At 66.1% G+C, this 6,736-nt stretch carries 1 protein-coding gene and 1 pseudogene; both read right to left on the minus strand.

What is annotated here, in order from left to right; translation table 11 throughout:
- Nucleotides 1-6,119 (minus strand): annotated as a pseudogene (locus G3436_RS28915) (amino acid adenylation domain-containing protein); the annotation flags it as partial.
- A 14-nt stretch (nt 6,120-6,133) separates the two neighbouring features.
- Nucleotides 6,134-6,736 (minus strand): phosphopantetheine-binding protein (locus G3436_RS13730; protein WP_243667137.1); only part of this gene is annotated, 603 nt, incomplete at its 5' end.

Here is a 6,736-nt window from a genome sequence, read left to right on the forward strand (position 1 = left end):
CCCAGGGTCAGCGCGATGGCCTGTGGCGCACGCGCGGCCTGGGCCTCGATCAGTTCATGGATGCACTGCGGGCTGGCAAACTGCGCCGGGGCCGGGTTCCATTCAGCCAGCACCTCACGCTGTTCGGCAGTGCCCATCAACGGCAGTGCGCTCAAGGTCTGCTCGGCCGCCTGCGGCATGGCTTGCAGCAGGTTGCACAACTGCGTGGCAATACGCTCGACCGACGCCTGGGAGAAATGCCCAAGGTCGTAGCTCATGTGCAGCGACAGCACCTCGCCCAGGCCCACGGCCAGGGTCAGCGGGTAGTTGGTCTGCTCGTGCTGCTGCATCGCCCCGAACGTCAGGCCTTGGGGCGCCGCCTGTTCCAGCACTTCGGCTACCGGGTAGTTCTCGAACACCAGGATGTTGTCGAACAGCGCCTCGCCGCCCTGCCCCGCCCAGCGCTGCACCTCGAACAGCGGCGTGTGCTCGTGCTCGCGCAGGCTCAGGTTCTGCGCCTGAACCTGCTGCAGCCATTGGCTCAGCGCCAGTTCCGGACGCGGGCTGGCTACCACCGGCAAGGTATTGATGAACAGGCCGATCTGCTGCTCGACGCCCTTGAGCTCGGCCGGTCGCCCGGCCACCGTGGCCCCGAAGGCCACGGTCGCTTGACCGGTATAGCGCTGCAGCAACAGCAGCCAGGCCGCTTGCAGCAGCGTATTGACGGTGACCTTCTGCTGGCGTGCGAACTGATGCAGGCGCTGGGTCTGCGCGGCGTCCAGGTCAAGGTAGTGGTTGGCATAGCCCTGGCCGGCTGCCGCCGTCGACACGTGCGCCAACCGAGTGGGCGTGTGCAGGTCGCGCAATTGCTCGACCCAGAAGGCTTCGCTGCGCGGGCGTCCTGGCGCTGCAGCCAGGCAATATAGTCGCTGTAATTGCCCGGCGCGGCATGGGGTGGCTGGCCGCAATAACGCTGCAAGACTTCGCCCAGCAACTGCGAGTTGCTCCAGCCGTCCATCAGGATGTGGTGGTGGGTGTAGATCAGGTGGTAGCGCTGCGCGTCGCTCTGCACCAGGTGCAGGCGCAACAAGGGCGCCTGGTCCAGCGCAAAGCCCCGGCTGCGCTCGGCATCGGCCAGGGCTGCAACGGCCTGCTCCAGGTCGTCGCGGCCACGCCAGTCGTGCACCTCGAATGCCAGCGTGGCGTGCTTGAACACCGCCTGCAGCGGCTGCACCAGCGGTGGCTGCCAGAGGAAAGCGGTGCGCAGGATGTCATGCGCATCCACGGCCGCCTGCCAGGCACGGGCAAAGCGCGTCGGCTCCAGCCCGTCGATCTCCAGACGCATCTGCGTGATGTAGTCGGCGCCATCCTGTTCATACAGGCTGTGGAACAGCATGCCCTGTTGCATCGGCGACAGTGGGTAAAGGTCCTTGAGCGCCTGCACGTTGACCGGCAGCGCATCGAGCTGGCTTTGATCGAGGGCAGCCAGCGGGAAGTCCGAGGGTGTCACGCCACCGGCTTGGCCGCCGGTGCAATGCGCGATCACCTGCGCCAGTTCATGTGCGTAGTCATCCGCCAGGCGCTGGACGCTGGCCGTGGCGAACATGCCACGGCTGAAGGTCCAGTTCAGTTCCAGCGCGCCATTGAACACCTGGCCATTGATGCTCAGCCAGTTGTCCAGCGGCGCCTCGGCGCTCTGCGGGTTGCCGGCCGCGTCACCGCACGGGGCAAACAGCGCATCCTGCTCGGCAAAGCTGGCATCGAACTGGCCCAGGTAGTTGAACGTCACGCGCGGCATCGGCAAGCCGGCCAGCGCGCTGCGCGCTGGCGCATCGCCCAGGTAGCGCAAGGCACCGAAGCCGATGCCCTTGTTGGGGATGGCGCGCAGCTGCTCCTTGATCGCCTTGATCGATTCGCCAAGCGTCGACGCCGGGGTCAGTTTCACCGGGAACACACTGGTGAACCAACCCACGGTGCGGGTCAGGTCCTGGTCTTCGAACAGCGCTTCACGGCCGTGACCTTCCAGTTGCAGCGCCACCGCCGGGCTTTCGGTCCAGCGCACCAGCACCCGTGCCAGCGCAGTCAGCAGCAGGTCGTTGACCTGGGTACGGTAGGCGGCAGGTGCCTCCTGCAGCAACAATCGAGTCTGCCCCGCGTCCAGCCGCGTACTCACGCTGACACTCTGGCTGTTGCGCAGATCGCCGTGCGGGTGTTCGCATGGCAGGTCCAGGGCCACGCCCTGCAACTGCGCTTGCCAGTAACCGACTTCAGCCTGCACCGCAGCGCTGCCGGCATGTTCCTGCAGCCACTGCGCCCAGCGTTTGACTGAAGTGGTCTTGAGCGGCAGCTGCACAGGTGTGCCTGCGCTCAATGCCGCATAGGCCTGCTGCAGGTCCTCGAACAGAATGCGCCACGACACGCCATCCACCGCCAGGTGATGGATCGCCAGCAATAAACGCTGCTCGGCGCCTGGCAGGTTGACCAGCAGGCCACGCAGCAGCGGGCCCTGTTGCAGGTTCAGGCTCGCCTGTGCGGCCTCGCCCAAGGCATCCAGTTCGCTCAGGTCAGCGCATTCGCGGTACCACACCAGCGGCTCGCTATGCTGCGCGGCAACGCTGGCGTGCCAGGCCCCGCCCTGCTCTGCAAACTGCAGGCGCAAGGCATCGTGATGCATCACCACCGCCTGCAAGGCACGTTCGAGCACCTGCGCGTCGAGTACCTGCGACGGCTTGAGCAGCACCGACTGGTTCCAGTGGTGGCGCTGCACGTTCACCGTGTCGAAGAACAGCTGCTGCATCGGCAGCAGTGGCGTAGGGCCGACCAGTGGCGCCTGATCGACGTGCGCGACCTGCCCCCCCGCCTGCGCCACCGTGGCCAGGCTGTGCACTGTCTGGTGCTGGAACAGATCCTTGGGGCTGATGCGGATACCGGCCTGACGAGCACGGCTGACCACCTGGATGGAAATGATCGAGTCGCCGCCCAGCTCGAAGAAGTTGTCGGTGAGGCCGACCTGTTCGAGTTTCAGCACGTCCTGCCAGATCTGCGCCAGGCGCTGCTCCATCTCGCTCTGCGGGGCCACATAGGCGTGTTGCAGCACACTGGCATCGGGTTGCGGCAAGGCCTTGCGGTCGAGCTTGCCGTTGGGGGTCAGCGGCAGTTGCGCGAGGAACAACAGGTGCGCCGGCACCATGTGCTCGGGCAGGTCTTCGCGCAAGCGCGCCTTGAGCGTGTCACGCAGTTCGGCCTCGTTGTCGACGAGTCCCTGCGCGACCACATAGCCGACCAGTTGCGCGCCGGTGGCGGACACCTGCGCCAGCACCACCGTTTCACGCACCTGGGGCTGTGCCAGCAACTTGGCCTCGATCTCGCCCAGCTCGATGCGGAAACCACGGATCTTGACCTGATGATCGATGCGCCCGATGTACTCGATCACCCCGTCGCGCGGTAGCGCGCCAGGTCGCCGGTGCGGTACAGGCGCTCGCCGGCGCCGCCGAACGGGTCGGGGATGAAACGCGTGGCCGTGAGGTCACCCCGGTTCAGGTAACCGCGTGCCAGGCCGGCCTGGCCCACATACAGCTCGCCGATGCAGCCCTTGGCCACCGGGTTCAGCGCTGCATCCAGCAGGTACCAGGACAGGTCCGGAATCACCTCGCCGATCGGGCTGCTGGCCTCGCCGCTCAGGTCCGCCAGGCGGATCGGGCGGTAGGTCACGTGCACCGTGGTTTCGGTGATGCCGTACATGTTGATCAGGCGCGGCTGCTGGTCGCCGAAGCGCTCGAACCACGGGCGCAGGCTTTTCACTTCCAGCGCCTCGCCGCCGAACACCACATGGCGCAAGGCGTTGCGGGTGCCGGCATGTTCGGCCGCGCAGGCCACCTGCATCAGTTGCTTGAACGCCGAGGGCGTCTGGTTGAGCACGGTCACGCCTTCGTTGACCAGCAAGGCGTGGAAGTCGTCGGGTGAGCGGCTGACGTCGTAGGGCACCACGACCAGGCGCCCGCCATACAGCAGCGCGCCGAACAGTTCCCACACCGAGAAATCGAACGCGTACGAATGGAACAGGCTCCACACATCGCTCGGGCCGAAGTCGAACCAGTGCTCGGTGGCCGCGAACAGGCGCAGCACGTTGTGGTGCGCGAGCAAGGTGCCCTTGGGCTTGCCGGTGGAGCCGGAGGTGTAGATCACATAGGCCAGGTTGGCCGGGTCCAGCACCACGTCAGGGTTGTCTTGGCTATAGGCGCCGGCCGCCTCGTCGAGCAGCAGCGGCTGCACGCCGGGCGGCAGCGGCAGTTGCACCAGCAGTGCCGGCTGGGTCAGCAACAGGCCGATGCCGCTGTCTTCGATCATGTAGGCCAGGCGCTCGGCCGGATACGCCGGGTCCAGTGGCACATAGCGCCGCCGGCCTTGAGGATGGCCAGCAGGCCGATGACCATCTCCAGGCTGCGCTCGACCGCCAGGCCGACGCGCACATCGGCACCCACGCCGTGCTCGATCAGGCGATGGGCCAGGCGGTTGGCGCGGCGGTTGAGTTCGGCGTAGCTCAGGTGCGTGGTGCCCAGGCTTACGGCAATCGCCTGAGGGGCGCGCTCGGCCTGACGCTCGATCAGCTGGTGCAGGCAGGCCGTGCTGGGGAATGCCACCGGCTCGGCGTTCCACTGGCGCAGGCTGGCCTGCTGCTCGGCGGCGTCCTGCAACGGCAGGTCGCCAATGCGTTGGGTAGGGTCGGCGACCATCGCCTGCAGCAGGTTCACCCAGTGCCGGCCGAGACGCTCGGCGGTGCTCGCGTCGAACAGGTCGGTCGCGTAGGTCAGCGCCGCGTCCAGCCCCTCGGGGTTGTCGTAGGTATTGAGGGTCAGATCGAACTGCGCCGTCGGGTTGTCCCACTGCAAAGGCGCCAGGGTCAGGCCCGGCAACTGGCCGCTGGCCGGGTTGCCCTGGGCATCACCCTGGTGGTTGTACATCACCTGGAACAAGGCGTTATGGCTCAGGTTGCGCTCGGGCTGCAGCGCATCGACCAACTGTTCGAACGGCAGGTCCTGGTGGTCCTGCGCGCCGAGCACACGGGTGCGTACCTGTTGCAGCAGCTCGCGCACCGACAGCATGCCGTCGAACTCGGCCTTGAGAATCTGCGTGTTGACGAAAAAGCCGATCAGGCCCTCGGTTTCGACCCGGTTGCGGTTGGCCACCGGCACGCCCACTCGGATATCCGCCTGGCCGCTGTAGCGGTGCAACAGGGCCTGGAACGAGGCAAGCAACAGCATGAACAGGGTCACGCCCTCGGCCTGGGCCAGGCGCTTCAGGCCCGCGCCCAGCGCGCTCGGCAGGTGAATGCCCAGTTGCGCCCCGTTGAAGCTCTGCTCGGCCGGACGCGCCCGATCCAGTGGCAGCTCCAGCACCGGTTGCTCACCGCCCAACTGCGCCGTCCAGTACGCCAGTTGCCGGTCACGCTCGCCGGCTTCCATCCACTGGCGCTGCCACAGGGCGTAGTCGGCATACTGGATCTTGAGGGGCGCCAGCGTCGCTTGCTGGCCCTGGCAGTAGGCTGCATAAAGACGCAGCAGCTCGTCGACCATGATCTGCATCGACCAGCCGTCGGACACGATATGGTGCTGCACGATCACCAGCACATGCTGACCCTCGCTGACCTGCAGCAAGGTTGCGCGCACCAGCGGGCCCTGCTGCAAGTCGAACAGGGTGCGGGTCTGCGCTTCGACGAAAGCCTTGATCGCTGCCTCGCGGGCCGGTGCCTGCGCATACGCCGCCAGCGTCGCGCGGCCAAGACTGAACGGCAGGTGCTCGGCAATCTGTTGCAGGGTCTGCTCGTCATGCTGCACGAAGGTGGTGCGCAACGCTTCGTGGCGTTCCAGCAGTGTGTCGAAACTGCGCTGCAACGCCGCGATATCCAGGTGGCCGTCCAGCGACAGCGCACTGGACAGGTGGTAGGCGGCGCTGGTGGGGTCCAGCTGCCACAGGAACCATTGGCGTTCCTGGGCATAGGACAACAACAGCGGCTCTTCGGGCTTTCGCTTGAACACCGGAGCAATGCCAAAAAGGTTGATGCCCTTCTGTTTGAGCATCACCGCCAAGGCTTTGCGTTCCCTGGGTGACAGCTCGCCCACCGCCCCGATCAATTCTTGCACGCCACTACTCCTGGTTATGAGATCAGCTTCTCAAGCTCTTCTGCAGATAAACGTTTGAGGGCGGCCAAAGATTTAGCCAATTCGTCCTCCACCGGCTGACTGTGCTGCTGCACTGCCGCCACGCTGGCACTGAAGGCGGCCAGGTCGTCGGCGATGAACAGTTCCTTGAGCGGTATCTCCAGGCCCAGTTGCTCACGCAGGCGCACGATCACCTGGGTAGCCAGCAGCGAATGCCCGCCCAGTTCGAAGAAGCTGTCGGCCAGGCCAACCTGCTCGCAACCGAGCACGTGCTGCCAGATGTCCGCGATGCGCTGCTGCAGTTCGCTTTGCGGGGCCACGTACTCGCGTTGCAGCTGGCTGGCATCCGGCTTGGGCAGCGCCTTGCGCTCCAGCTTGCCGTTCGGGCTCAGCGGCATCTGTTCCAGCCATACCCATTGCGCCGGGATCATGTAATCCGGCAGATGCGCTTTGAGCGCGTGCTTGAGGTGCTCGCGCAGGTCGTCTGGAGCAACACTGTCGCGGGGCACCACGTAACCCACCAGTTGCTGGCCACTCGCACCCTCGACCGCCAGCACCACCGCTTCGCGCACGGCGTCCAGCTCCATCAGGCGCGCCTC

This window comes from Pseudomonas brassicae, assembly GCF_010671725.1.
Taxonomy (GTDB): domain Bacteria; phylum Pseudomonadota; class Gammaproteobacteria; order Pseudomonadales; family Pseudomonadaceae; genus Aquipseudomonas; species Aquipseudomonas brassicae.